The sequence below is a fragment of the Oricola indica genome (assembly GCF_019966595.1).
GTDB lineage: Bacteria > Pseudomonadota > Alphaproteobacteria > Rhizobiales > Rhizobiaceae > Oricola > Oricola indica.
This window is the reverse complement of record NZ_JAINFJ010000001.1, coordinates 1-26329: the sequence shown is the minus strand read 5'-3', so window position 1 is coordinate 26329 and position 26329 is coordinate 1. Positions and strand designations below refer to the sequence as shown.

The 26329-nt window shown below is 61.2% G+C and carries 21 protein-coding genes and 1 pseudogene; 9 read left to right on the top strand and 13 right to left on the bottom strand.

The annotated features are described in order from the left end of the window. Positions 1-91: 91 nt before the first annotated feature. Complete coding sequence (locus LC343_RS00110) at positions 92-880, top strand: GNAT family N-acetyltransferase (protein ID WP_223475054.1); 789 nt, start codon at positions 92-94, stop codon at positions 878-880. A 5-nt stretch (positions 881-885) separates the two neighbouring features. Here LC343_RS00110 and LC343_RS00105 read toward each other — a convergent pair whose 3' ends face one another. The 3 genes from LC343_RS00105 to LC343_RS00095 are packed head-to-tail and all read right to left on the bottom strand — an operon-like array spanning position 886 to position 3362. After that, positions 886-1638 (bottom strand): metallophosphoesterase family protein, encoded by a 753-nt coding sequence (locus LC343_RS00105; RefSeq protein ID WP_223475053.1) that lies wholly within the window; start codon positions 1636-1638, stop codon positions 886-888. Positions 1639-1698: 60 nt separating this feature from the next. Further along, on the bottom strand, positions 1699-2451 hold the full coding sequence (locus LC343_RS00100; RefSeq protein ID WP_223475052.1) for a gamma-glutamylcyclotransferase: 753 nt from the start codon (positions 2449-2451) through the stop codon (positions 1699-1701). A 47-nt stretch (positions 2452-2498) separates the two neighbouring features. Then, positions 2499-3362 (bottom strand): LysR substrate-binding domain-containing protein, encoded by an 864-nt coding sequence (locus LC343_RS00095; RefSeq protein WP_223475051.1) that lies wholly within the window; start codon positions 3360-3362, stop codon positions 2499-2501. 102 nt (positions 3363-3464) lie between these two features. Here LC343_RS00095 and LC343_RS00090 point away from each other — a divergent pair, with 102 nt between their 5' ends. The 3 genes from LC343_RS00090 (at position 3465) to LC343_RS00080 (ending at position 5168) form a co-directional block, all read left to right on the top strand. Next, positions 3465-3671: a hypothetical protein gene (locus tag LC343_RS00090; RefSeq protein ID WP_223475050.1), complete on the top strand. Its 207-nt coding sequence runs from the start codon at positions 3465-3467 to the stop codon at positions 3669-3671. Positions 3672-3762: 91 nt separating this feature from the next. Continuing rightward, complete coding sequence (locus LC343_RS00085) at positions 3763-4650, top strand: DMT family transporter (protein ID WP_223475049.1); 888 nt, start codon at positions 3763-3765, stop codon at positions 4648-4650. A 137-nt stretch (positions 4651-4787) separates the two neighbouring features. Further along, a complete protein-coding gene (locus tag LC343_RS00080; protein ID WP_223475048.1) occupies positions 4788-5168 on the top strand; it encodes a DUF6481 family protein in 381 nt (126 codons plus the stop codon). Between the two features lie 43 nt (positions 5169-5211). On the opposite strand, the gene LC343_RS00075 is transcribed toward LC343_RS00080, so the two are convergent. Beyond that, on the bottom strand, positions 5212-5874 hold the full coding sequence (locus LC343_RS00075; RefSeq protein WP_223475047.1) for a spermidine synthase: 663 nt from the start codon (positions 5872-5874) through the stop codon (positions 5212-5214). 19 nt (positions 5875-5893) lie between these two features. Continuing rightward, the gene (locus LC343_RS00070) at positions 5894-6769 is read right to left on the bottom strand and encodes a DMT family transporter (RefSeq protein WP_223475046.1); all 876 of its coding nucleotides are present in this window, start codon (positions 6767-6769) and stop codon (positions 5894-5896) included. Between the two features lie 148 nt (positions 6770-6917). Between LC343_RS00070 and LC343_RS00065 the strand changes: the two genes are divergently transcribed. Beyond that, positions 6918-7067 carry a hypothetical protein gene (locus LC343_RS00065; protein ID WP_223475045.1) on the top strand — a complete coding sequence of 50 codons (150 nt, stop codon included), beginning with the start codon at positions 6918-6920 and terminating at the stop codon, positions 7065-7067. Positions 7068-7127: 60 nt separating this feature from the next. Here LC343_RS00065 and LC343_RS00060 read toward each other — a convergent pair whose 3' ends face one another. Further along, complete coding sequence (locus tag LC343_RS00060) at positions 7128-7832, bottom strand: hypothetical protein (RefSeq protein ID WP_223475044.1); 705 nt, start codon at positions 7830-7832, stop codon at positions 7128-7130. A 358-nt stretch (positions 7833-8190) separates the two neighbouring features. Next, a complete protein-coding gene (locus tag LC343_RS00055; protein WP_223475043.1) occupies positions 8191-8466 on the bottom strand; it encodes a hypothetical protein in 276 nt (91 codons plus the stop codon). Between the two features lie 199 nt (positions 8467-8665). Between LC343_RS00055 and LC343_RS00050 the strand changes: the two genes are divergently transcribed. Then, a complete protein-coding gene (locus LC343_RS00050; RefSeq protein WP_223475042.1) occupies positions 8666-8956 on the top strand; it encodes a GIY-YIG nuclease family protein in 291 nt (96 codons plus the stop codon). Between the two features lie 373 nt (positions 8957-9329). On the opposite strand, the gene LC343_RS00045 is transcribed toward LC343_RS00050, so the two are convergent. Both LC343_RS00045 and LC343_RS00040 read right to left on the bottom strand, forming a co-directional pair. Beyond that, positions 9330-10400, bottom strand: coding sequence for a DUF4062 domain-containing protein (locus LC343_RS00045; RefSeq protein ID WP_223475041.1), 1071 nt, complete (start codon positions 10398-10400; stop codon positions 9330-9332). Between the two features lie 754 nt (positions 10401-11154). Continuing rightward, positions 11155-15006: pseudogene (locus tag LC343_RS00040) on the bottom strand (vitamin B12-dependent ribonucleotide reductase); the annotation flags it as partial. A 1049-nt stretch (positions 15007-16055) separates the two neighbouring features. Between LC343_RS00040 and LC343_RS00035 the strand changes: the two are divergent. Beyond that, complete coding sequence (locus tag LC343_RS00035; RefSeq protein ID WP_223475039.1) at positions 16056-17936, top strand: methyl-accepting chemotaxis protein; 1881 nt, start codon at positions 16056-16058, stop codon at positions 17934-17936. A gap of 46 nt (positions 17937-17982) precedes the next feature. Continuing rightward, positions 17983-18567 (top strand): cache domain-containing protein, encoded by a 585-nt coding sequence (locus LC343_RS00030; protein WP_223475038.1) that lies wholly within the window; start codon positions 17983-17985, stop codon positions 18565-18567. Between the two features lie 61 nt (positions 18568-18628). Here the strand turns inward: LC343_RS00030 and LC343_RS00025 are convergent, their stop codons facing one another. The 3 genes from LC343_RS00025 to LC343_RS00015 form a co-directional block, all read right to left on the bottom strand. Next, complete coding sequence (locus LC343_RS00025) at positions 18629-20794, bottom strand: autotransporter outer membrane beta-barrel domain-containing protein (protein WP_223475037.1); 2166 nt, start codon at positions 20792-20794, stop codon at positions 18629-18631. A 136-nt stretch (positions 20795-20930) separates the two neighbouring features. Beyond that, positions 20931-21428: a xanthine phosphoribosyltransferase gene (gene gpt, locus LC343_RS00020; protein WP_223475036.1), complete on the bottom strand. Its 498-nt coding sequence runs from the start codon at positions 21426-21428 to the stop codon at positions 20931-20933. A 155-nt stretch (positions 21429-21583) separates the two neighbouring features. Next, positions 21584-22345 (bottom strand): competence/damage-inducible protein A, encoded by a 762-nt coding sequence (locus LC343_RS00015; RefSeq protein WP_223475035.1) that lies wholly within the window; start codon positions 22343-22345, stop codon positions 21584-21586. A 324-nt stretch (positions 22346-22669) separates the two neighbouring features. On the opposite strand from LC343_RS00015, the gene LC343_RS00010 reads away from it, so the two are divergent. Continuing rightward, positions 22670-23863: a tyrosine-type recombinase/integrase gene (locus LC343_RS00010; protein ID WP_223475034.1), complete on the top strand. Its 1194-nt coding sequence runs from the start codon at positions 22670-22672 to the stop codon at positions 23861-23863. Between the two features lie 41 nt (positions 23864-23904). On the opposite strand, the gene LC343_RS00005 is transcribed toward LC343_RS00010, so the two are convergent. Beyond that, positions 23905-26271: a hypothetical protein gene (locus LC343_RS00005; protein ID WP_223475033.1), complete on the bottom strand. Its 2367-nt coding sequence runs from the start codon at positions 26269-26271 to the stop codon at positions 23905-23907. Positions 26272-26329: the final 58 nt, after the last annotated feature.

The following is a 26329-nucleotide window of genomic DNA, read 5'->3' as shown; positions in this document are numbered from 1 at the left end:
CGAAATCGGTATGGCGCATGAAGAAAAGCGCCAGCGGGTTGCGGGAAGGGCGTACCGGGGTATCCTGCCTTACGTTAGGTGAGGCAATCGGATGAAATGCTATCGCGGCACGGCGCACCAGATTGTGCTCCAGGAAAAAGTCGATGCACTCGCGGACTGGACGCGAAGTACGCCCGGCGCCTGCCAGACCGGGCGTCTCATTGGCACGGATAATCCGGACCGGCTCGGCTGGGAGACGGTTTTCGGCCATCTCGAAGAAGATGGCGTGTTCGGGATGCGAATGATCCCGGCGGCAGACGTTCCGGCAATCGAAGCCCGGCTCGAAGCACGGGATTGCCGGTTCGACACGTGGAATGTCTTTCAGGCCGAAGCGCCTGCGATCCGAAGCGCGCTGGCACAGCTCGATCTGACCCTTCCACCCGGTTTCGTCCCGCTCGATCGTTCGCTCCGGCAGGAAGCCAGCACGATCGGCCGCGTTCAGGATTTCCTGGTCGAGAACGGCATCGCCCCTTTTTCGGGCGCGATGCTTGCCGGGTTGCATGGACGCTCGGCGCTGACTGTCATCCTCACGCCCGGCGGGGACATCGCGGCCACGGCTTACGCCTATTTTCCGCATAATCGTCACAGCCCGCATTCAGCCTGTGCCTGGGGCGGTCTTGTCGCCGTCGCCCCATCGCATCGCGGGCGTCGTCTCGGGCTCATCGTCAACGCGATGATGCTGCTGGAGGCTGTGGACGACCTCGGCGCGGCAAGCGTTCATGAGCTCGTTTCCACCTCCAACGAGGCATCGCGGCGCATGGTGCGGCGCTGCGGACTTGTTCACCATCCGGAGCTGGTCTGCGGCGTTGCAACACGCGGTTCGGGTCGTTTCACGACCTGAGACCATCACTTCCGGAAATCCAGCGGTCTGACTTCGCCGGTTGCGATCCGGCGGCCGCTGTCGTCGGTCGCCAGAAATCTGGGCGGGGCGTCACTTGCCAGCACTGCGCAGGTCAGGTGGCCGGAGCCGAACGCGCCGGTATCGACCGCGATGCGGTTTCCGTGGACCTCCGGCAGGAAGCTGTCGGTGGGCGTATGTCCGTGGACGACAATCTTTTCCAGCGGTCCCTGAAATTCCAGGAATTCGTGGCGGATCCAGCGTGTGGTCACCGGGTCCTGCCGGTCGAGAGGCAGGGCGGGATCGATGCCGCCATGAACGAAGACATGGCTGTCCGTCTCGATGCTCCAGTCAGCGGCACGCAAGGCCGCGATGTGGGTTGGGAACCCGGTAGAGAGGCCCTCCGCGATCGTGTCGATGCCGTCGCGCTCGCTGAAACCGTAGGAGGCGATGGTGGCGAGCCCGCCATTGGCGAACCAGTGCCGCGCAACCGTCTCGCGATGCACCACGTCGTCCAGGAAGCGCAGCAGGAATTCCTCGTGATTGCCAAGGACAAGCGCCGATCCCGGATGGGTCTCGATGGTTTCCAGAACGCGCTCCATCGCCTGCCTGCTGTGCGGACCGCGATCGATCACGTCGCCGAGAAAGACGATCTGCGTGCGTGCGCCGCGCTTGGATGCATCGATGCGGATCGCCTCCAGCAGCGCGTCGAGAAGGTCGGACCGTCCGTGAATGTCGCCGATGGCGTAGGTTATAAGCATGCGGTCAGATTGGCGAAGTCGATGGCGCAAGTGTGACGGGTCGCGCGAGGCTGTGGACAGTTAACGGCCGTCGGGCGCCGTTTCCGGTCCCTCGCGCCAGGCGCGGACGTCTTTCAGCAGGCCGAACACCTCCTCGTCGTCGATGTCCAGCGCCTCGAAATGGTCGGCGAGGTTTTCGAGATATTCCCGGCTGGTGCCGAGCCGGCCGGACCCGCTGGCGATGAAGCGGACCTTGTCCTCGTGCGCAATGTCGGTGCGGATCTGCGGCGTGTCATGATTGGCGACGAAGGCGAGCGCCTCGACCGTGCCGGCCCTGGTTTCGCAGCCGACGAATTCCGGCACGTAGGACCCCATCAGCATTTCGCGCTTGAAAAGGATGCGGCTTTCGGCCTCGACGAGGTCGGCAGCGATGCGGAAGACCAGCCCGTCGCAGTGGTCTCCCGTGTCGAGCGCCGCCATCAGACCCGGGCGCTCCGGCGTTCCGCGGCCGCCGCGGACATCGTAAAGGCAGAAGGACCGGGCGTATCCTTCGATGCGGCCATGACGCACCTCTGCGAACAGGAAGGCCGGATTCCACATCAACGATCCGTAGGCGAATACCCAGATATCCTGGCCCTCGCGTCCGGCCAGCGCCGCCTTGCGAAGCGCCTCGCGGTCCTCATCACTGTAGCGCCAGTTGTCCGGCATCCCGCGCGCCTTCATTTCAGCGTCGAGGTCCGAGGGTTCGAAGGTGCGGAAGCGGGATTTCTCCGGCTCGATGATCCTGCTGCGCAGGACCGGGTGATGGACGAAGGGATCGGCGGCTTCGGTCATATATCCTATCTGTCGCGGCGGCGGCGGGTTTGCAAGCCGCATCGGCGTCAAGCGGTGCGGTCGTGCTCGTAGAGCGACACCAGCGCTTCGACATTGGGCGAGGAGACGCCCTTGCGCCACGCGAGCAGGGTCCGCGCGCGGTCCTTGCCCGGGGACAGGCTGTGGATTTGCAGCGCGTCGCCGGCCGGAACCGTGGGAATGACCGCCGCCGGCAGCAGCGCGACGCCCATGCCGACGGCCACGCAGCCGAGCATCGCGTGGTAGGAGCCCAGTTCGACGATGCGCTCGGGCATAACGTCGCGCGACGCGAACCAGTCCTCCAGCCGCTTGCGGTGGGCGCAGCCATGCTCGAAGGCCAGCATCACGCGTGACGGGCTTCCGGGCGGTCCGTCGAGCGTTATGCCCTTCGCGGTGACGATGGCGAGGTCCTCGACATAGGCGGTAAGCATGTCGAACGGCCCGTCGGGCAGAGGCTCGCCGGCAAAGGCGGCGTCGATCTCGCCGGCCATCAGGGCGTTGGCCAGTTCCAGCGTGTTGCCGGTGCGCAATTCTATGGTCACGTCGGGAAAGCGGCGTCCGAATTCGGCCAGCGCGGCGGGAAGGCGCACGGCGGCCGCGCTTTCCATCGATCCGAGCCGCAGCGGACCGCGTGGCAGGCGGTCGGTGACGGCGGTTTGCGCCTCGGTCGCGAGATCGAGCATGCGGTCCGCATAGGTGAGTAGCGTGATGCCGGCCGGCGACAGCTTCAGTCGCTTGCCCTCGCGCAGGAACAGCTCGACGCCTAGCTTCTCCTCGAACTGGCGAATGCGGGTCGTCACGTTGGACTGGACGCGGTTCAGCTTCTCGGCGGCGCGCGTGATGCCGCCTTCGCGGGCGACGGCGCGGAAGATGCGAAGGTCCGAGAGTTCCATTCTTAAATCTCTAATTGAGAACCATATCATCTCTATAATTCATTTTTTCTGATGATGTCACGCTGATATCACCCTTTGCGACACGCAACGGGACGATTGGCGATGAAGACGATCCGCAAATATGCCGAGTCGGGTTACGACCTTTCCGCGCTCTCTTCGATGGAGCGGGATAGGCTGATGGACGAGGCGCGGCTGGTGGCCCCCGCCTTGCGCGAGGTCGCGATCCGCAAATTCTTCAGGCGCATCGGGAAATTCTTTCGCCGTCCCGCGCCGGGCTATCCGGGCAATGCCGTCTCCTGCGATCCGTGACGCCCGTCGGCAGGGCTTGCAATGGTGAAATCGCTCTGGCTTGTGACCGGAGCGGGCGACACTTGGTTGCCCGCTGGCGGAGGAGCAGGCGATGCAGAAGGGATTGGAAGACACGCGTCCGAAGGCCGCCGCCGGGATCGCGCTCATGGTGGCCGGCGTCGCATGCCTCAGCGCCAATGACGCCTTTGCCAAGACGCTGACGGCGGATTACCTGCCGATCCAGATCCTGTTCATCCGAAATCTCATCGCGCTGCCCGTCGCGGCCCTGATCGCCTGGAAAATGGGCGGAACGGCGGCCTTGCGCACCACGCGGCCCGCCGCCCATCTGGTGCGGGGGACGATCTGGATTGCCGCGGCGACGCTGTTCTTCACCAGCCTGTCCTATCTTGGCCTCGCGGAGGCAACGGTGCTGATCTTCGCCGCGCCTGTCTTCATCACGGCGCTGTCGGCGCTGGTGCTGAAGGAGCATGTCGGCTGGCGGCGCTGGTCGGCGGTGCTGGTCGGTTTCCTCGGCGTGCTGATCGTCGTCCGGCCGGGCGCATCGACCTTCCAGGCCGCGTCGCTTCTTCCCGTTCTCACGGCGCTTCTCTACGCGGTGCTGATGATCAGCGCCCGCTGGGTCGACCAGCGCGAAACCGTCTGGACGCTGATGTTCTATCTCACGGGGGCGGGGACGCTGCTCAGCGCGCTGGTGATGCCCTTCGTCTGGACGCCGTTGCGTCTGGAGGACCTCTGGCTGTTCGTCGGTATCGCGGTGGTCGGCACGGCCGGCATCACCATGATGACACAGGCCTTCCGGTTTGCCCCGGCGGCGGTCGTCGCGCCATTCGATTACACCGCCCTGATCTGGGCAACGCTGATGGGCTGGCTGTTCTGGAACGAGATCCCCGACGCGATGACATGGGTCGGCGCGGCGGTGATCATCGCCAGCGGCGCGTTCATCGTCTGGCGCGAGAGCCGGGTGGCGAAGGCGGTGTAAGGCCGCGGAAATAAGCCGGGCGGAAATGGCGGCGGGGGTTGCGGTGTCGCTTTTCGAACGCCAGTTGTCTATGTGTGCGCGGGGTCGCCGCGCATTGGGCCGGTTCAGGCCTCATTTCAACAAGGGACGAATTCCATTTGACAAATCAGGTACACAAGAATTTTTCGGATCGCCGGCAGGATGCGGCGGACGCCAAGAAGAAACTTCTGGAGAAATTCAAGGCCGCTCCGGGGCCGGACGATCCGCAGGTGGCCGCAAGGCGCGCCGAACGTGCGGCGATTGCCGAGGCCCGCGAAGAGCGTAGAGCCGAGCGCGAGCGCCTGGCTCTCGAGGAGAAAGAGCGCAAAGAGGCCGAAGCCGCGGCCGCAGCGGAAGCCGCCGAGTTGGCCGCGAATGCGGACCGGCTCGCACGCGAGGCCGAGGAAGCGAGCCGCATCGAGCGCGCTGTCGCGGATGCCGCCGCAATGAAGGCGAAGCGCGACGAACGTTACGCGGCGCGCAAGGCCCGGCAGCGCTAGGCAAACCTGCCAAGCGTGGCGGCGGGGTGTCCTGCCGCCGAACCTATTTCGTCGCGATCCATATGACATGCCGGGCGCCGCGCTTGCCGCGCGCCCGCGCCGTCACCTCCTCGACCGCATAGCCCGACTGACGGAGCCGCTTGGTGAAAGCCGGGCTCTTGTGGGACGACCAGACGGCAAGAATGCCCTTCGGATTGAGCGCGCGCCGGGCGAGCGCCAGGCCCTCCAGGCCGTAAAGCGCGTCGTTTTCGTCGCGGGTCAGGCCCTCGGGGCCATTGTCGACGTCGAGCAGGATCGCATCCCATCCGCCCTTCGAGATCGCCTCTGCGACGTCGCCGACATGCACGGTGACGCGTGCGTCGTCGAGGCTGCCCTCGAACAGCCCGGCAAGCGGTCCGCGCGCCCATTCGACAACCGCCGGAACCAGTTCGGCGACAGTGATCCGTGCATCACTTCCGAACTCCGACAAGGCGGCGCGCAGCGTGAAGCCCATGCCGAGGCCGCCGATCAGGATCTTTGGCGGCGTGCGGTCGCCGACCCTCTCGCGGGCAAGCCGGGCCAGCGCCTCCTCGGACCCGAACATGCGGCTGTTCATCAGCGCCGTCGGGCCGGTCATGATGGAGAATTCGTCGCCGCGCTGGATCAGCCGCAGTTTCTGGCCGTCTCCGGGCACGGTCGCGGTGTCGATTTCTATCCATGGCTGCATGTGGCGGATTTCCCTTCCGTTACACCCTGGCGCGGCGCTGCAGCAGGACAAGTCCGGCGGCGACGATGAAGGCGGCGCCGACGATCGTCGCCAGCCCCGGTACCTCGCGGAAGGCGAGATAACCGATGGTCGCCGTACCGATCAGTTCCACATAGACAAGCGGCGACAGGGTCGTCGTGTCGGCATAGCGGAAAGCGGTGATCGACAGGATGTGGCTGGCGGCCGAGAACAGGCCCAGCCCGGCAAACAGCAGCAGGTCGCCGACCGCCGGCGTCGACCAGGCGAAGAGCGCCTGGGGCGTCAGCAGCAGCGCGCCGAAGACGCACTGGAAGGCGAGCGTGCGGATCGGGTCGCTCTGGCGCGAGGCGAGCCGCGTCGCGATCATGTAGAGCGCGAAGAAGACGCCCGCCCCGAACGCCATGAGCAGGCCGGGATCGACCGCGCCGCCGGGTCTCAGCATGATCAGCGCGCCGACAAAGCCGAGCGCAAGGCTCAGCCCCTTTCGCCATGTCAGCCGCTCCCCGAAGAAGGCGACGGACAGCACGACGGCGACGATCGGCCCGACGAAGAAGGCGGTGATCGCCGTCGCCAGCTCGATGCGCGCGATGGCTAGGAAATAGAGCGTCATCGATGAGACCAGGAACAGCGTGCGCAGCGCATGGGCGGGCCGGTCGCGGCGCGGGAAGACCTGCTTTCCGTGCATCGCCACGGCTACGGGCAGCACGGCGAGGCAGGCGACGGCATAGCGCGCCCAGGCGACGAAAAGCGGCGAATAGTCGGCGCTCAGATATTTGGCGATGCCGTCGACGGCGGGGATCGTCAACATGGCCACCGTCATCAGCGCGATGCCGCGCGGCGTGGAGGAGGGGGACTCGGTAGTGTCGGGAGAACTCATGGGGACGCTGTAGCGCGATGGCGTGGCGTGGGGAAGCGGTTCCGCGCGCTCGCGCGCCGTTTCGGTCGCGTTTTCGGCGATCTCTGGACATTGCGCGGGCAGGGGCCAGATGCAAGGGTGGACCGGAAATGAAGCCTGAGGTTTTGCGTTGAGAGCCTTGCAGGAAAAACTCGCATCCATCTGGGAAGCGCTCAACCCGCCCGAACCCACGCCCAAATACCTCGCCACCTTCATGGGCACCGTGATCGTGCTGTTCACGGCGGCCTATCTGATCGGGCAGGCGCTGGCGGCCGCATAGGCTGCGCCCGCCGACCGCGCGACGCGGCGACGTCCGTGCAAACGGCGATATGCCGCCGCGTCATGAACTATCGGGCGACAGGGCGCCCATGGCGAGCCCGTGAAGATCCGCCAGGACTTCGTCGATCTCGTGGTTCCGTCGCGCGCGGCGGCCGGGCGGCGGGCCGACCCGTATGGGCGAGCGGCGGACGGCTTTCGCGTTTGTCCGGTCGCGCCGTTGCTGCAGGCGGGCGAGGCGGCGGGCCTCCGCGCCGATATCGCAGAGCGCGCGGCCCATCGACAGGATGCGCCGGCAGAGCGGCCGCGCGTCGATTTCGTCGTCGGGATACCGATACCAGCCGGCGGGCACCGGCGTCGGTTCGGACAGGCCGATGACGGTGATGCGCGGGAAGCTTTTCGGCGACCGCGGCGGCGGGGCGAAGGAAAACCGCTTCACCGGGTCGGTGAGAGGGAAGGGCGGAACCGGCGTATCGGCGCTGCCGCCGGCTGCCTTGCGGGACGGCTTGCTCCCCGTTTCGCCACCGCCCAGCCCGTACATGTGGACGCCGACCGGCGGCGGGATGTCGGCGATCCGGCGCGCGGCGATGACGATCAGCCGGCGCAGTGCGGATTCGGCCGCGCGCAGGATGCGCCGTACCGCGATGTGGCGATGGCGCGGCAAGGTTTCCGGCATCGCGCCGTCCGCCATCTCTGCCATCGCCGCGAGCATGGCGACGATGCGCAGCAGGATCGCGCGGTTGCGGTCGATGGCCAGCGTCCAGTCCATGCGTCCTTTTCCGTTGTTGCGGGCGGAAGAAGGGTAACGGCGGTTTCCGGGCGGTGGATAAGGTTTCGTGGATGGAAAGGCGTACAGGGGGTTAAGTCCCTGTCCTAAAAGAGTCCTTCACTGGTCGCGTCGCGACGACCCCCACCCTGTATCCCTCCCCACAAGGGGGAGGGAGGACATGAAAATCGCGCTTTCACCTGCACCGTCCAGCTAAGCTCTTCGTGTTGAGCATGGCTCGATGTGGGAGTGCTTGTGCGCGATGCCCACGCATTCCCTCCCCCTTGTGGGGAGGGATGAAGGGTGGGGGTATTCCAGAAGGCTCGGATCAGTGCATTGATGGCGCGATAGCCACTCAGGCTTACTTGTTGCCGTGGCCGAAGCCGGAGCGGCCCTTGAGGAACTTCTCCATGTCATTCCTCTCAAGCGCCTTGTCGCGCGAGATGAGCCAGGCCCCGGCGCACAGGCCGATCAGCGCGGCCGCGCCGACGCCGATGGCGATCGTCGTTTCGGTGTTTTGGCGGCGGCGGTCGAACAGGCCAAGCGAGGGTAGGTTGGAGCGGGACGGCAGGTAGTCGGCGAACGTGTCGCGGTCCGGGAGATGGTCGCGGTACTTGCGGGGCAGATGCCAGTTCATGGGAAGCCTCCTGGGTTCGTGGGTCTCGAACGGAGAATGTTCGGGGAGGCGGAGGGGTTCCCGGGGGGCACACGTGTGCGATTAGCCGCGACGCCGATCCCACCCGCCGTCATCCTCGCGTTCCGGCCGGCAAACGATTCACTGGATCGTTTGCTTTTCGGCCTCCACACCCGAGGACCCATTCCGCGAAGCTAGAACGATGGGCGGTTATGTCTACATGCTGGCGAGCAAGAAGGGCGGCACGATCTATATCGGCGTCACTGCGGACCTGTCACAACGTGTGTGCGACCACAAGCAACGCATCAACAAGAAGGACTTTGCCTCCCAATATGGCGCTTTCCGGCTCGTCTGGTACGAGGAATATGATGACATCACCGACGCGATCCAGCGCGAGAAGTCGCTTAAGCGCTGGCGGCGACAGTGGAAGATCGAGCTGATCGAATCCATGAACCCCGACTGGAGGGAGCTATACGGCGGAATGGGGTGGTGACCGTTCTGCATCTCCGGGCGCGGCGCGGGCACCACGGAATGGGTCCTCGGGTCAAGCCCGAGGATGACGGAGGAGGGGATGGGCTTTGAGGCAAGTCTCGGACGTTGGCGATTGGACGGATTGGCTTGCGTTGTTTGCCAGCCGGTCGCGGATTTCGGCGATTGGCGCTTTACGTCCCCCAGATGCGTCATCCTCTGGGCAAGCCCGAGGATGACGGACGGGGTGCGCCCTATTCGTCTACGTATTCAGCCACAAAGGTCGGGATACCGTCGTCATTCAAGCTGTCGAGATAGACGCGGACCGCTTCCTAGATGTTGCCCTCAGCTTCCTTAGCCGTTACGCTATGACGTCGCCTGTTGCCTCAATAGTATGGTCAGGTCTTCAGCGATATTTGATGACGCAGTACGCAGTTTTGCTCTGGAAATTGTTGGTGGTGCCAAAAAACTGGCGCGTCTTTTTTCTCTCCCCATGCACGATTCATTGTCATGGAATTGGGGCTTCGTCGCTCTTCTTCGCGGGATCGCCAAGCGGAATAACCGGAGTCTTCAATTTTAGCTGCCAAAGCGAATGCCCGGAGGCGTTCCGTTTCGTCAACATGAGAAAAAACTAGGTTCGCCATTCGCAGGGATTTGTTCAATAGTTCGTTGACATCTTCTTCAATTATGGCACCGAGGTTTGAATTCCTCGGCAAAGGCGTTCGAATTCTCAACGCCCCGTCGGCAAACAATCTGATACTTCCGTTTTCTTGATATGCTTCGATAAAGTTTGAAACCACTCTGGTTTGGATTCCGGCAGCTCGCGATAGTATCGCGTGTTTACCAAGAATAGATGCGCCAGACAAAAACTGGTCCAACTCCTCACTCTGAAGTTCGGCGGGTCGAAGAAGATTGGCCGGAGGGCCTCCTACGAAAGCGACCACCAGTTTCGGGTCGCCTCCGCTCCAGTTTCGCTCCTCGTCAGATAGTATTGTTTGAACTCTGCTTTCTAAGGCCTCGTTGTCGACCGACCCACGGGCGGCGTCAATTTCGCGTTTGTGCAGGAACCTTGTGACTTTGCGTCTTAGATCGTCTGGAGATCTGAAATTCTCGGTAAACACACCACCTTGCCAGTCCTGAACTTCCTTCAAGAATGCCGCCTGCGCTGAATCGCGTTGAACATCCTCCTCGATTAGAGCGATTATTTCTTTTGATTCTTTCGCTTCTCTGAATTCTTCGTGTGTTGCTGAAAGCCCAGATTGTTGCGGATAGCCGTATCTTTCGCCTACGATTAATACGACAAGATCTGCGTCCCTGACTCCCTGAAGGCAGGCGACCCTCGGGGACGAAGTCGATACTCCGAAATCTTCCGCCCGAATTATTTCGTGACTGAGCGTTTCCACGGCCTCAAATACTGCCGCCCTACGATCTTCGTATCCAGTAATGATGGAACTTACGAATATCTTCATGATTGTGTTTCTCGTAGCAGCGCTCCGAACGAGCGGAGCGCTGCATGTTTGCGTTGTTACTCGCGACGGAGGTCGGTGCGATTGCAGTTCGGGCAATGAACGGAAGACAAAGGCTGCCGGCGAAGTTCTGCATCGCGAGCTTCGTCTTTTGTCAGGACTTGGGTCTGAAATTCATGGCCACAATTCAGGCAGTGGTAGCGTACCAGTTGAGGCATATTGCGCGCATCCTTTCTCCCGCATCACTCGACGTCCACGCAATTCGTCGCGCTTGACATCCATTAGTCTGCGGCCCAGCATGCCCACGCTTACCAAAGCACATGGACGCAAGGGCGGCGGGTCCGCCTTGGCTGTTCCGAAGGCGGCGTGATGTAGGAGTCATGCCGCCTTTCTTTTTGATGCTTTCCGATTGACGGTTTCGAGTCCATTCCTTTTTCGCTGACTAGGTTGTCCACAGGCGAACTTGACCTAGACCAAGAATCGCTTCATCAGTAACACAGGGTATTTTTGCCTCAATATGTGGCGTTCCCTCTTTGGCTGGATACAATATCTAGTCCGTTTTCCGCGGCAAGCTTTTTTTGGTTTTTGCTGTGGATATATTCTTTTTCCACAGCTTCTACACAGATGTCCGCTTGCTAAAGCGCTTCGTCTTTATTGTCGTTAACTGCCCAAAGGCCAAGTATGGGCGAATCGCAACGGCCCGATCTTTCGACCGGGCCGTAAACGTTTGCTTGGGGGGGCTGAGTCCCTCCGGGCCTCAACTACACCCTGACGTGCTCCCACACGTATCGCACTTCAAACACGTCCCGTTCCGCACCATGGTGAAGTTCGAGCATTCCGGGCACATGTCGCCGGTGTAGCCTTGCATCATCGCCTTCATGCGGCGGTCCGCTTCCAGCTTCTTCGCGTCGATGGTGGCTTCCTTTTCCGCGAGCGGCGAGAGGCCGGTGGCTTCGGCCTTGGCCTGGTCGGCCGCGGCGTCCGCTTCGGTCTCCGTCTGGAAGTCGGCCTGGCGGTCGGCGTAGTCCCGCTTGAAGGCGGAGGCTTCCTCGAAGAGTTCGCCCACCGGCTTGGCGGCGGTCGCCAGCGAGGTCTTGGCCGAGGCGGCCGCCACGGCGGTCACCCGGTTGACGTTCGATGCCTTCGGCGCGGCGGCGCGGGCGGGCGTGCCGCCGGCCGAGCCCGCCGGGGCGTCGGATTTGCCGGAGACGACCGACAGCTTGTGGCCGCGTGTCCAGCCGGTCGAGACGGGCTGAGTCTTGCCTTCGGAAATGCCCCGGCCGAGCGGCGTGGAGTCGAATTCCGACTGGTCGACATGGGCGAGGTCGTGGCGGCCGAGATAGGAGACCGCCAGTTCGCGGAAGACATAGTCGAGGATCGACGTCGCCGACTTGATGGCGTCGTTGCCCTGGACCATGCCGGCCGGCTCGAACTTGGTGAAGACGAAGGCGTCGACATATTCCTCGAGCGGCACGCCATATTGCAGGCCGAGCGACACCGAGATGGCGAAGTTGTTGATCAGCGCGCGGAGCGTCGAGCCTTCCTTGTTCATGTCGAGGAAGATCTCGCCGAGACGGCCGTCATCATATTCGCCGGTCCGCAGGAACACGGTGTGCCCGCCGATCTTGGCCTTCTGGGTGTAGCCCTTGCGCCGCGTCGGCAGCTTTTCCTGTTCGCGCGACACCTTCTCGATGATCCGCTCGACGATGCGCTCGGACACTTCCGCCGCGCGGGCGGCGGCCGGGGCCTCGATGATCGCCTCGATCAGATCGTCCTCGTCCTCCTCGTCCTCGATCAGCGAGGCGTTGAGCGGCTGCGAGAGCTTGGAACCGTCGCGGTAGAGGGCGTTGGCTTTCAGCGCCAGCTTCCAGGACAGCATGTAGGCCTGCTTGCAGTCGTCCACCGTGGCGTCGTTGGGCATGTTGATCGTCTTGGAGATCGCGCCCGAGATGAAGGGCTGGGCGGCGGCCATCATGCGGATGTGGCTGTCGACCGAGAGGTAGCGCTTGCCGATCTTGCCGCAGGGATTGGCGCAGTCGAAGACGGCGTAGTCCTCTTCCTTCAGGTGCGGTGCGCCTTCCAGCGTCATCGCGCCGCAGATGTGGATGTTGGCGGCCTCGATGTCGGCCTTGGAGAAGCCGACATGCGTCAGCAGGTCGAAGGCCGGGTCGGAGAGCTTTTCCTCCGGAACCTCGAACTTCGCCATCTGCTCGTCGCCGACCGTCCAGCGGTTGAAGACGAACTTGATGTCGAAGGCGGATTTCAGCGCCTTGTTGATCGTGTCGATCGTCTCTTCGCCGAAGCCCTTGGCCCGCAGCGAACCGGGGTTGATGGCCGGCGCCTGGTCGAGCGTGCCGTGGCCGACGGCGTAAGCCTCGATCTCGGCGATCTCGTGCTCGGAATAACCCAGCGTGCGCAGCGCTTCCGGCACGGCGCGGTTGATGATCTTGAAGTAGCCGCCGCCGGCGAGCTTCTTGAACTTCACCAGCGCGAAGTCGGGCTCGATGCCGGTCGTGTCGCAATCCATGACGAGGCCGATCGTGCCGGTCGGCGCGATGACGGTGGCCTGGGCGTTGCGGTAGCCGTTCTTCTCGCCAAGCGCGATTGCCTTGTCCCAGGCGGCCCTGGCATGCGTGATCATCTCCTGGTCCGGGCAGTCCTCGGCCTTGAGCGGCACGGGATTGACGGCCAGCGCCTCATAGCCCTGCGCCTCGCCATAGGCCGCGCGGCGGTGGTTCTTCATCACGCGCAGCATGTTCCTGGCGTTCGGCTTGTAGCCGGGGAAGGGGCCAAGCTCGCCGGCCATTTCGGCCGAGGTCGCATAGGCGACGCCGGTCATGACGGCGGTCAGCGCACCACAGATGGCGCGGCCCTCGTCCGAGTCGTAGGGAATGCCGGAGGTCATCAGCAGGCCGCCGATATTGGCGTAGCCGAGGCCGAGCGTGCGGTATTTGTAGGAGAGTTCCGCGATGCGCCTGGACGGGAACTGCGCCATCATGACGGACACTTCCAGCACGACGGTCCACAGGCGCACGGTATGCTCGTAGCGGTCGATGTCGAACTTGCCGGTCGCCACGTCGCGGTACTGCAGCAGGTTGATCGAGGCCAGGTTGCAGGCCGTGTCGTCGAGGAACATGTATTCCGAGCACGGGTTGGACGCCCGGATCCGGCCCTCGGCGGGGCAGGTGTGCCAGTCGTTCATCGTCGTGTTGAAATGGATGCCCGGATCGGCGGAGGCCCATGCGGCGTAGCCGACGCGCTCCCACAGTTCCTTCGCCTTGACCGTCTTGGCGACCTTGCCGTCGCGGCGGTTCATCAGGTTCCACTCGCCGTCGGATTCGACCGCGCGCAGGAACTCGTCCTTGACCGAAATGGAGTTGTTGGAGTTCTGGCCGGAGACGGTCAGATAGGCTTCCGAATCCCAGTCCGTGTCGTAGGTCTTGAACTCGATGTCGGTGTAGCCCTGCTTCGCAAACTGAATCACACGCTTGATGTAATTCTCTGGAACCATTGCCTTTTTCGCCGCCTTGATCTCGCGCTTGAGGGCGGTGTTCAGCTTCGGATCGTAGCAGTCGTCATTGTCGGCCTCGCAATTGACGCAGGCTTTCATGACGGCGGTCATGTGTTTGCGGACGGTCTTGGAGCCGGTGACGAGGGCGGCGACCTTCTGCTCTTCGTTCACCTTCCAGTCGATATATTGCTCGATGTCCGGGTGATCGATGTCAACGACGACCATCTTGGCCGCGCGGCGCGTGGTGCCGCCCGACTTGATGGCGCCGGCGGCGCGGTCGCCGATCTTCAGGAAGGACATCAGGCCCGACGACTTGCCGCCGCCGGAGAGTTTCTCGCCTTCGCCGCGCAGTTCGGAGAAGTTGGAGCCGGTGCCGGAGCCGTATTTGAACAGGCGCGCCTCACGCACCCACAAATCCATGATGCCGCCGTCATTGACGAGGTCGTCGCCGACCGACTGGATGAAGCAGGCATGCGGCTGCGGATGCTCGTAGGCGGAATCGGACTTTTTCAGCTTGCCGGTGAAGGGATCGACATAGAAATGGCCCTGGCCGGGGCCGTCGATGCCGTAGGCCCAGTGCAGGCCGGTGTTGAACCACTGCGGCGAGTTCGGGGCGACGCGCTGGGTGGCGAGCATGTAGCAAAGCTCGTCGAAGAAGGCGCGGGCGTCTTCCTCGCCGTCGAAATAGCCGCCTTTCCAGCCCCAATAGGTCCAGGTGCCGGCGAGGCGGTCGAAGACCTGCCGCGCATCGGTCTCGGAGCCGAAGCGCTCGTCCTCGGGCAGTTCGGCCAGAGCGGCCTCGTCGGGCACGGAGCGCCACAGCCACGAAGGAACGGAATTTTCCTCGATCTTCTTCAGCCGCGCGGGCACGCCCGCCTTGCGGAAATATTTCTGCGCGAGGATGTCGGCCGCCACCTGGCTGAACTGCGATGGCACGTCGATGTCTTCCAGACGGAAAACGATCGAGCCGTTCGGGTTCTTGATCTCGCTCGTCGCCTTGCGGAAGGCGATTTCGGCGTAGGGTGACTGACCTTCTTTGGTAAACCGGCGTTCTATGCGCATCTCGTTTAACCTTCGTCCCTCTATATATAGTGTGCCTGTCCGTTTGGCCAAAGCCGTGTCCACGGCACACGAATTCCTTTTCGGGCCGCCTGTGACCGCCCGTCCCACTCCGCTGATGCGAACTTCCCGAAAACGCTCGGAAATTCGCTCTCAACACTGACTACTAATGATTGCCACCCGGTTTTTTCGGTATCCCGATTCCGTCTGGAAGGGTCACCTTATGTTGTGTCAAAGTTGGACGCAAACACTAAATATAGCGTTAACTTCCCCTTTGCACATCCTTTCGACCGATTGACCGGACCCCCTGCACGCACGCAATTTCCCTGGCTCGCGGTGAATGTGAAACACCCGCCCGCAAGGCCGAAAACCTGAACAAAACCTGAGATCGCCGGCTGAAAAACAACATTCCGGCATCGCGACTCCTGTCACGCTCCGTTCATAAAAAGCGACTCGGGGGACCCGGTCAAGAGCTAGGATTCCGCAAATGCATTAACGCAATATGTTGTGTGTGGAAGTGTGGAAGCCGGGGATAAGTCAAATACCGGGGTTTCCCCGGACTTCACGACATGCCCAGCCGCGAGATCGCCGGGGCACGCTTCAAAAAAGAAATTTTCTCGCCGCGCGGCAGGTGCCGTTGTTGGACGCGATTTCGGGCATATGCGCTACGGAGGAGGCGTGCGCGAGGCCGAATCGGTTCCCGATGGCGGGGCGCCGGCAAGCCTTGTTGTGGAGAGCATCGGCATAACTGTCGGAATTCACGCTCTCTAACCCGGCATGTCGCTCTGCGCCTGACTGCCGGCGATCGCGATCGGTCTCGCCGGATCGCCATTGACAGCCTCTGAAACTGCACCTTCGCCGTTGGGCAAAAGGTGGGTAAACATCTAATCGCGACTACATGATATTTTCCGCAGCCATTTTTACATGGTCTTAAGTTGGGTGCTGTTTAGTAAGCCGGCACGAACGGTAGAACCGACCCTTGGCATGAGCGCCAAATCCGGCGTGTGCATGTTTCCGGACCGTATTGTCCGGCCGCTCCGCGATATCGCTTCGCGTCGAGCTTGCCGGTACGAAGGGCTTGCAGGTTCATGCTCAACAAACTCAATAACATGTCGCTGACCGCGAAAATCGCCATCTTCATGATTGTCGTGAACCTGTGCGGGATCGCCGCTTTGGCCGGCTATACCTGGACAACGGAAATCCGCACATCCGTGGCGGCCGCTGTCGACAAATGGACCCGCGATACCGAACAGTTCGCGTCGCTCGCCGCCGGCGGCATCAAATGGGGCAAGGCGGAAGTCGTGCAGGATTCCTACGCGCTCTACCGCGACGACCCCTCGCTCAATCTCGTGCAATTCGCCGCCTTCAATCGCGACAACGAGATCGTCGATTCTTGGACCCGTGACGGCGCCGATGCGCTGCTGAGCGCAGCCGAAATCGCCGCTCTCGCCGAACAGGCCGCTGCCGAAGGCGAGGGGACGGGCGACCATCTCGGAGATGGTGTCGCTGCCGTCACCGTGGTTCTGCCGAAGAACGCTGCCGGCCAACAAAGCGGCGAGGTCGTCACGGTCTGGACCACCGCGCCGATCTACGCGACCGCCGAATGGAACGCGGTCATGCTGTTCGCGATCCAGAGCGTTCTCGTGGTCGCCGCGTTCGGGCTTCTCTTGCTCATCATGCGCCGTCTGATCGCGACGCCGCTCAACGCGATGTCGCACAGCATCGGCCGCATGCAGGAGGGCGATTTCGAATCCGAAGTGCCTTACCAGCACAAGGGCGACGAGATCGGCTTCGTGGCCAGGTCGCTGGAAACGTTCCGCGGCGAGTTCATCGCCAAGCAAGAGGAGAGCCGTCTTGCCGACGAGCAGCGCCAGGGCTTCGAGGCCGAGCGCGCGGAGAACTCGAAGCGCACCGTCGCCGCAGCGGAAGCGCAGTCGCGCGCCGTGGGCGAAGTCGCCGCCGCGCTCGCAAAGCTGGCCGATGGCGATTTCACGTGCCACCTCGACGATCTCGGCCCGGATTTCGAGACGCTCGTCACCGATTTCAACCGTATGGTCGATTCCGTCTCGGCAACGCTTGCCGATGTGAAGAACGCTTCGCGCGAAGTCGATTCAGGCTCGGTCGAACTGGCCAATTCCGCCGACACGCTCGCCAGCCGGACTGAACAGACCGCAGCTTCGCTGGAGGAGACGGCGGCAGCGCTTCACGAGATGACGTCGACCGTCAAGGAATCCTCCGACCGTGCGGCCGAGGCGGGATCGCTCGTCACCAAGACGAAGCAGGACGCCGCCAGCTCCGCGACCGTGGTCCGCGAGGCCATCACCGCCATGGACCGGATCCAGAAATCGTCCTCGCAGATCGGCCAGATCATTTCCGTGATCGACGAAATCGCCTTCCAGACAAACCTCCTGGCGCTGAATGCCGGCGTCGAGGCGGCGCGTGCGGGCGAGGCGGGGCAGGGCTTTGCCGTGGTCGCTCACGAAGTCCGCGAACTGGCCCAGCGGTCCGCCAACGCGGCCAAGGAGATATCAAAGCTCATCGGCGAATCCGGCAAGGAAGTCGAGAGCGGCGTAAAGCTCGTCAACCAGACCGCGGAATCGCTGCTCGGCATCGAGGGGCAGGTCAACGAGATCACGACGCGCATCGAAACGATTATCGGCGGCTACCGCGAACAGTCGACCGGTCTCGACGAGATCAATACCGCCGTCGTCAGCATGGACCAGGCCACCCAGCAAAACGCGGCGATGGTCGAGGAGACCAACGCGGCCTGCCAGGAGCTGCGCGCGCAGGGCGCCCGGCTGAACAAGATCATTTCCCGCTTCGCGATCGCCGAAAACCTTGTGGCGCCAGCGCCTCGCGCCGTACCGGCGAGCAGCCCGCAGGTTGCCAAACCGAGGCGGTCAGCGGCCCCGGCGATTGTCGGCAACACCGCGCTCGCCGCGGCGCCCGGCGACTGGGAAGACTTCTGATCACAGCATCTATCCAAATCATGCAATCGAAAAGTTAGGAGTAAGCATGAAGACCACGATCCTTAAGGCCGCGCTTGCCGCCACCGCCATGACCTTTGCCGTCAATGCCTCGATGGCATCCGGCGAACACATTCCGGCGGTTACCGACTACGCCAACGCCAACATCAAGCCCTGGCTGTCCGACGCGGCTGTCGTCGCTGCGATCAAGGCGCAGAACGAGGCCAACTCCGGCCTGGCGCAGGCCGATATCGACTCGCTCGACCAGAAATGGCGCGCCGGCGTCGATGGCGGCGACATGACGCTGATCGACACGGTGCTCGCCAATTCTCTGTCGGACTATCTGCGCGAGAAGCAGATGGGCTCGAACGGCGTCATCACCGAAATCTTCGTGATGGATTCGAAAGGCCTCAATGTGGGCCAGTCGGACGTCACCTCCGATTACTGGCAGGGCGACGAAGGAAAATTCCAGAAGACCTACGGGTCGGGCGACGCCGCGGCGATCTTCGTCGATGAAGCCGAGAAGGACGAGTCGACGCAGATGCTGCAGAGCCAGGTGTCGATGACGGTCGCCGACGAAACCGGTCAGCCGATCGGCGCGATCACGGTCGGGATCAACCTGAACACACTCTGACGTTCGAACTCCAGTCGAACAAAAAAGGGCCCGCTTGCGGGCCCTTTTTTGTGTCGGGACTTCAGAACTGTTGCCTTAGCTTCAGGTTCAGCGACATCGAATTCATCCCGCCATCGAAACCGGTTCCGAAGACAATCCGGCTGTCGATGCTCATGTCGTTGCGGAACATCGCGCGCATTCCCGCGGTGAACGTCGCTCGCGTCGATGCATCCTCGACGACCGTGCTGCCCACTGCCAATGAACTCGCATTGTCGAAATCATGGTGCAGCTTTGCACCGCCAAACGGCGTCCAGCTCCTCACAGGCCCCTGGAGGGAGAGGAAGGTTCGCTCGATTTCCAGGCCGGCGGAAGCTGTGGCCGTCTCGTTTCGGCTGCCAGGGACTACGCTACTGCTGCTGTCGGTGTATCCGGCTCTCTGGCTCCACGCGTAGCCGAGTTCGGCGGAGGGGCGGATTACGATCCCGCCGGACGCGTTGATTCTTCCAGAGAGGCGAGCCGAGAGTGCGGTCTTTCCCGCGTCATAGCGCCCCGTTGTGCCTGACGATCGCGTTTCAATCCATGCATGATCGTGCGAGATGGAAACGGACGCCTTCAGGCCAGTCCCCATGCGACGTGTCAGCGACACCGATATGCCGGCCGCGGTGTAGTCGTTCTCGCGGTCGATGCCGGTCGTGTCGAGGGAGCCGAACCGCAGCTTGAATACCGAGGAAATCGCGGTTTGAGGCGCGAGGCGATAGGCGATACCCGTGCCAATGCTTCCTTCCGCGCCCTGGCGCCCGATTGCCGAGCCGTCGTCGAACAGCGTGATACCGCCCGCGATCCAGCTCGACAATCGACGGTTGGAGGATAGCGCGCGATAGGAGTCGATGCCGTTAAAACGCATGGCGAACCGGGCGGACTGATCGCTCCCGTCCATGAAAATGTCCATTGGTGACGTCGGCGCAGTCTCGGGGGCATAGGTCAGCGGCACCTGGCCGTTCACCAGTTCGTCCCTGATCGGATCGACCTGCGGAGCCTGACCGGCGGCGTTACGAAGCTTGTTGAGCAGGAAGTTTTCGTCGATCCGCAGGTTTCTGATCGTGTCTTGCAGGGCCTCGTCCTGTTCCTGCAACTGCTTCAGATAGGCTTCGTCTCTCTCTCGTGCAGCATTCGGGTTCAGGTCTGTCTCGGGGACGTCATCGAAGGGCACGCGGGAGATATATGCGTTTCGGTCGATCCTGGATTTCAAGGCTTCGGCGCGTGCACGAATGTACTTGTGCTGGAATTCAAGCCATATCATTTGCTCCCACATGCTATCTTCGATGACGCGCTTCATCTCCTCGATGAGCGCGATGCGCCTGTTCCAAAGCTCGGCACGGATGGATAAAACCGTGTCGCCGGCAAGCAGATCGTCAATCCTGGTGATTTCCTGAAGCAGCGAGGCAGCGCGTATTCTGGCGTCCGGTATCAGTATGCCGAGGTCGATCTTTTCCGTCCGGCCATCGGGACGCGCCACGGTCCCTACGGATGGCGCGCGCTCATCGATGGGAACGGACAGACCGCCTGGCCCGCGATCTTGTCCACCATCCGGCAGAACTTCATCGACAGCATCGCGATCGAAGCCGGAATACAGGTCGGAGGTCGTCTTTTCCTTCGAGAGCAGGATGTCGGCGATCGCGTCAGCCTCGCGTGCCGCCCGTTCCTCGGAACTCGTCCCGCCACCATCTCCGCCGCCTGTTCCGCCTCCGGTTCCATCGCCGGTGCCGTCTCCGGATCCGTCGCCGCTTCCGTCACCACCCCCGCCCCCGGACGCCTCGGTGCAGGTGACGGTTACTGTGGAATCGGGAAACCCGCCGGATGAATCATAGGTCTGAAAAAACTGGTAGAAATCGTGATAGCCGTCCTGCGCGATCGTATATTCGGCGCTTGCGGGGACGCTGCCGGGACTGGCGTTGAGGATCGAGCCGTTCGCGGCCGGGTTGCTGCCGCTGTCGAAGCTGTTGAAGGATATCTGCCAGGAATAAAGCGGATGGCCGGACTGGGTGAAGGTAACCGTTTCGCCCGTCTCGAACGTACCGGTGACGGAAAACACATGGCCGCCGATCGAGGTGCTGGCGGTTTCCGTGCGCGTGTCGGGCAATGCGGCGCAACCGGTAGACAGCGCAACCGCGTCGACTGTCGTTCCCGCCCAGGAAAAGGCACAAGCGGCAAGCGCCATCAAAGGGATGGCAAACGGTCTGCGATGCATGCGGTCCCCCGACCCAAAACTGCACTGCGATGACTATACGTAAGCTTCGCAGCCCGCGGGGAGCCAAAATTGCCCGTTTGGGCAGTTGGTCAGGGGATTTCGGGGAAAAATGTTGCCGTCTGGCAACAGTCCTTGGCTAGCCCTTGTGGCCTTCGGCGATCGGCTCCTGGTAGGTGAAGCCGAGATCCCAGGGGAAGTAGATCCAGGTGTCCTGCGAAACCTCGGTGACGAAGGTGTCGACCAGCGGACGGCCTTTCGGCTTGGCGTAGACCGTTGCGAAATGCGCCTTGGGAAGCATGGCGCGCACGAGGCCGGCCGTCTTGCCGGTGTCGGTCAGGTCGTCGACGATCAGGATGCCTTCGCCGTCATTGACGAGCAGGTTGGCGTCGACTTCCTTGAGGACCTCGATGTCACCCTGCGTCGTGTAGTCGTGATAAGAGGCGACGCAGACCGTTTCGATGATGCGGATGCCCAGTTCGCGGGCGATGATCGCCGCCGGGACGAGGCCGCCGCGTGTGATGCAGACGATCGCTTTCCAGCCATTGCCGGTGCCGGCGATGCGCCAGGCGAGCGCGCGCGCGTCGCGGTGAAACTGATCCCAGGAGACGGGGAAGGCTTTTTCGGGCAGGGACATGCCGGTGGTCCGATCGTGTCGTTTGGAATGTGGAAACCGGATTTAGCCGGATTGGGAATGCACGGCAAGTTCGCCGCCGGTCGCGGCGGGGCATGAAGTTGTGGAGAGCGTGATTTCCGGACGGGCGCAGCGCGCCGCCATGCGCGATGACGTGGTCAGGCGCTTAATTCCGCAACCAGCGCCGAGACTGCAGCTTCGGCTTCCTCGAGGCGCGCCTCGTCGCCGCCGCGCAGCACGATCTCGGTCCAGAAACGGCCTGAATCGTGTTTCGGATAGGAGCCGATCGCGATGTCGGGATAGTCGTCCTGGATCCGGGCCAGCGGTTCGCCGATCGTTCCCTCGCCGAACGGGCAGTGGACGGAGCGCGAGAGCAGAACGCGGCCGGTGCGCAGGGTCGGCACGACATTGTCCAGCATGGCCTGGAAGACGGCCGGGACGCCCGCCATGACATGCACATTGCCGATAACGAAGCCGGGCGCGACAGAGACCGGATTGTCGATATGGCCCGCGCCCTCCGGCATGCGGGCCATGCGCTTGCGCGCGTCGGTGAACTCGATGTTTCGCCCGGCGTAGAACTCGCCAAGCAGTTGCATCGCGGCCGCGTCGTGATCGCAGGGCAGGCCGAAGGCCTTGGAGATGGCGTCGGCGGTGATGTCGTCATGGGTCGGGCCGATGCCGCCGGAGGTGAAGACATAGGTAAAGCGTTCGCGCAGCGCATTGACCGCCGCGATGATCGCGGCTTCGTCGTCGCCAACGATCCGGATTTCCTTCAGGTCGATGCCGATGGCGGTCATGACCGCGGCGAGGTGCCCGGAATTCTTCTCGCGAATGCGGCCGGACAGAATCTCGTCGCCGATCACGACCATGCCGGCGGTGACGATGGAAAGGCCGGTTTCTTCTTTCGATTCGGTTGGCATGCGCGCGCTCCGGTGGTGCGGCTGTTTTAGGCGGCGGAGCGGGCGTTGTGAAGCGGGATTGAACGGCCAGTGCTCGCGGCCTCCACAGCCTTTGCGCTTGATCGTCCCGCCGCGCTCGGCTAGCGCTTGTCGCGGGCCCCCTTGGCGGAACTGGTAGACGCAAGGGACTTAAAATCCTTCCAGTGCGGGTTCGAATCCCGCCTTGAGCACCATAAATTCAATAACTTAACGTTACTTTTCTAATCATTTTTTGCCGATTCAGGCGTGCACAACACGTGCACAGTTTGGTATAATTTCCATGGGTAAAGGACAAGGAATCCTCCGATGGAAAAACACACGATTATGGGCGGCAAGGTGCGGGTGTACCGGCGGCCCGAAACCAGGAAGTGGCAATGCTCCACCTACCTGCAAGGCAAGCACCGCCGGGTTTCGACCGGCGAGGAAAGCCTGGCCCTGGCGAAGGAATTTGCCGAGGACTGGTACTTCCGTTTGCGGGCCAAACAGAAAGGCGGCGCGCTGCGCGATGAGAAAACGTTCCGGGAAGCGGCCCGCCGCTATCTGGACGAATATGACGTCATTACCGGCGGCCAGCGCAACCGCACCTATGTGGACGGCAACGAGCGCCGTCTGAGGCTGTATCTGCTCCCCTTCTTTGGCGACATGGGGCTGTCCGAGGTGACGGCAGGCAAAGTGCAGGAATACCGCATCATGCGGCACCAGACTTCGCCGACCGGCAAGCCGCCAGCCAAGAACACCATGCATCAGGAAATCGTGGTGCTGCGCCAAGTGCTCAAAACCGCCATCCGGCACGGTTGGCTGACGCACCTGCCGGACCTCTCCATGCCCTACAAACACGCCGAGAAGATCTCGCACCGGGCCTGGTTCGCTCCCGAGGAGTACAAGAAGCTCTATACGGCCACGCGGAACCGCGTGGAGAAGCACAAGGGCAAACGTTGGTCATGGCAGGCTGAACAGCTGCATGACTACGTTCTCTTCATGGCCAATACGGGCCTGCGCCCGGACGAAGCCAACCGGCTGCAGTACCGGGATGTTGAGATTGTGGAGGATGAGGAAACGGGCGAGACCATCCTCGTCATTCAGGTGCGCGGAAAACGCGGTGTGGGTTATTGCAAGAGCACGCCGGGCGCTGTGATGCCATTTGAGCGGCTGCTACGCCGCAACATGCCCCGGCCTGAGGATCCGCTGTTTCCCGGCAACCACGTCATCATGTTGAACAACGCGCTGGCGGAGGAGGAGCTGAAATTCGACCGGGAGGGCAACCGCCGGACGGCCTACAGCCTTCGGCACACCTACATCTGCCTGAGGCTGATGGAAGGCGCGGACATCTACCAGATCGCCAAGAACTGCCGCACCAGCGTGGAGATGATCGAGAAATACTACGCTTCGCACATCTCAACGAGCATCAGCGCCGCTGCTGTGAACGTGAAGCGCAAGACGAAATCCAAGAAGAAGATTATCGAGCATGCGAAGCGCAATGCTCATCGGGTAAGTCAATAGGTCACAAGCCTCGGGTGTTCGTTAAATATTGGACTAGCTTATTATCCTGTACGATGCGTAGCCTGCCCGTTTGAAACTTGCTTTTTCTCCATTTTCCTACGCCACTCCATTAATTCATGTACAGGGGGGCTCGTTTCCCCTTCCGGGATGATAACATCATCTCTTGGGGTGACAGCCATCGAGTCCATATCGTTGCAACCGATTTCCCATGCGTGACGTATATGCAGTTTATGTTTCAAAATCGAATGGTCGAGAAAGATCTGAGGTTTCCCTTTGTTGTCAAGCACGGCAGGGATAAGATAATAAGAACCTACTGAGCCAAATACGTTTGAAAACATATCCAAATTGGTATGTTCTTGAACCGTCATGACCGTCATTCGAGCAACTGTTACGAATTGTCGGAAATCGCTCTTTGCCGTCAAATCCATGTCGCGACTAATACATCCCCGGTAGTAAAACGGATTTTTTTTATCAATTCCTTTGATCAAGCTAATACGAATCTCGTCGTTACTATCGTCGCGGCCAAACCGCTTCTGCCACTCAGTGAAAATCGCTTTGGCCACTTCCTCATTGTCAAAAACGAGTCCCAAGAATGGGGGCATGACGGGCGAACTAATCCCGAACATCATGCCTTGCCAGCCCGCCTTGTCCCAAAGCGACTGATTAATAATTGAGCTGACGGCTAAATCCCTGTGGTTGTTTAGCTCCCCGAATGAAAAGTCGTTTTTCTCGGTATCAAACTTTTTATCTGCCGACCCTTTCGGGGTTATGCTCGGTGCATCGTCCTTGAGCGGATACTCGCGCTCTATCAAATATGTCCAGTCGGCGACCCTACTGACGGGACTGCCGAGGAATCTATTGCGAGTATTACCAGTGCGGCAGAACAAAGTAGCACGCTCCAATCCTCTCTCTATCCCAATCAACGTTTCAAGCATTTCTTGAGGATCAGGCAGCGCAAAACATTTTACGAGCACTTCGCAGCCGAAATTAACGAGGTGTTGGTTAAGCTCCGAATGACTGTCAACTTCATTCGGGTTCCAAGAATGGGGCAGAGTCACCGTTAAAGTTCCAGCCACATCGCTGTAGCGTATGCGCGCTTTATCCAAGTCAGCGCCCTGGACAATATCAACATTGAGATTTTCGCGATGTGGATATACACCGGCATTCAGTAGCGTGGAGTAGAATGCTTCCGCAAACGAAACGTGAGCCTCGGCAAGAAGAAAGCCCTCCACGTTCCTTGGCGATGAGACTCGAATATTTATGCCCATGATTCTGGTTTCGAGGTAATAATGTTCGTCATCTAGCAGCACCACTTTTTTTGGGAGATCACGGGAAGCTGGTTGAGACGCGAGTATTGACATCATCTCATGGATTTCATCATCACTTGTATGGTCAGGGATCGATCCGTCATTTTTCAGAAGATCAAGATAACCAAGCCTATACAAGATTGTCATTCGTGCGGTGAAAAGCTGGAGCTCATCTAATATATCAGGAAATGATACTAGCCGACTAATTTGGTCATTAGAGACCGAAACCAAAAAACAAGCGAAGAGCCGATCAAATTCCTGAAGCTTATCCGAAAGTCTCTCACGGCTATCGTCATCAAGAGGCAGAGACTGATGAGCGGCAATCAGAAATTGAATTCCATTTAGGAAATCAGTGACATGCCCCAACTGGAGAGCAATCATCGTAAAGAGATTGAGGGTCGGTATCAGTTCGGCTGGGGTCTCCCCGTCAGTTTCGGCGATCGTGCAAATTTGGGCAACGGCCCCCATAGCTGCACCCCTGGCAGCCCATAAAAGACCAGCCTCCTTGTAGGCAACGGCTAAGCAATAGAGTGCACGGTGCTGATCTTCCTTGCTCTCGTCCTTCATCAAATTGACAACAGCTCGCCCGAGAAATTTGATTGCAGCCACGGGTTTTTCAGCTTCGAGTTTGCGTAAACCGCGATTGAGATAGGCGCGGCCAGCTTGAAGATCTCTGCTGCGGTCGGCCATAAATTCAGCCAGTTTCTCAATGAGATCGTCAAGTGCTTCGCTATCTGCTCCCAATGGTGAAAGAACCTCGAGCACAGAATCCAACATCTCTGCAGGATACTCTCCAAGCCCGCGAGCTCTATCTATAATGTTGGAGAGTCCTATCCATATCTCATCAAATTCTTGCTCGCCACTTAGCGCAGCCTCATTAAATCGGTGAAGTAAAAGCAACGTTTCGGCATAAAGCGCGTTGTTCGGGCGTGACTTGTCTTGAGCCAATTCACTGAGTTTTGTTTTCAAGCGTTTGGATCGGTCGTCCAAACTTAATTCCTCAGCGCTTTCGTGTCCTTGAAGCACCCGTCCGACTGTAACTTGTAGCAAGTTGCAGACTTTACTGATGTGCTTGGCTTGATTAGAGCGTTTTCCGATCATTCTGGGTCATATCCGCACGATCTGAAGTAGTTGTCGCATTCGTCAGGCTGGAAGATGT